Genomic DNA, 860 nt, shown 5'->3' with positions numbered 1-860 from the left:
GTGAAGATCGCGGGGCGGGGTGCGGCTGAACTACGGTTGGGCGGGTGACGGCTCCCCCGATGCGGTTCCCGGTCGGCCGGCTGCGCGATCTGGCGCGCGGTCCGGCGGGTGACGCGGTGCTCGCGGCGGCGGCGCTGGTGGTGACGGTGTGGATGAGCGCGGCGGCGGCCAGGCCCGGGGACCGGCCGCTGTGGCCGGGCGGGCTGGCGCTGATCGCGGTGGCGGCGGTGTCGCTGGCGTGGCGGCGGCGTGCTCCGGTGGCGGTGCTGGTGGTCGCGGTGATGGTGCAGCCGCTGTACTACCCGCTGGGGTTTCCGGACGGGCCGGTCGCGGCGGTGCTGTGGGTGGCGCTGTTCAACGCGGCGGTGGAGTGCCGGCTGGTGGTGTCGCTGGGCGCGGTCATCGTCGTGAACGCGGGGTTCCTGGTGGTGGCGTTCGCGCGGGGCGGCGGTGACGGCGGCGACCCGGAGGCGGTCACCGACGCGCGGGGGGTGGCGTCGCTGTCGCTGGGGCTGCTGGTGACGGTGGCGCTGGGGCAGTACGTGCGGAGCCGCCGGGACCGGGCGGAGGCGGCGGAGCGGCGCGCGGCGGAGGCCGAGCGGGACCGGGAGGCCGAGGCGCGGCGCCGTGCGGTGGCCGAGCGGCTGCGGATCGCGCGGGAGCTGCACGACGTGCTGGCGCACCAGATGTCGCTGATCAACGTGCAGGCGGGTGCGGCGCTGCACCGCCGGGACGACGCGGAGCGGGCGTACGCGGCGCTGGAGGCGATCAAGGCGGCGAGCAAGGAGACGCTGCGGGAGCTGCGCGGGGTGCTGGGCGTGCTGCGGCAGGTCGACGAGTGCGGCGGCGGCGCGGAACCC

General features: G+C 77.4%; 1 protein-coding gene. It reads left to right on the top strand.

Translation table 11 applies throughout. The annotated features are described in order from the left end of the window. Positions 1-44: 44 nt before the first annotated feature. On the top strand, positions 45-860 hold an 816-nt coding region (locus E1284_RS40930; protein ID WP_243715076.1), incomplete at its 3' end, for a histidine kinase dimerization/phosphoacceptor domain-containing protein.

The sequence above is a fragment of the Actinomadura bangladeshensis genome (assembly GCF_004348335.1).
GTDB classification, from domain to species: domain Bacteria; phylum Actinomycetota; class Actinomycetes; order Streptosporangiales; family Streptosporangiaceae; genus Spirillospora; species Spirillospora bangladeshensis.
This window is presented reverse-complemented; position numbering and strand designations above follow the sequence as displayed.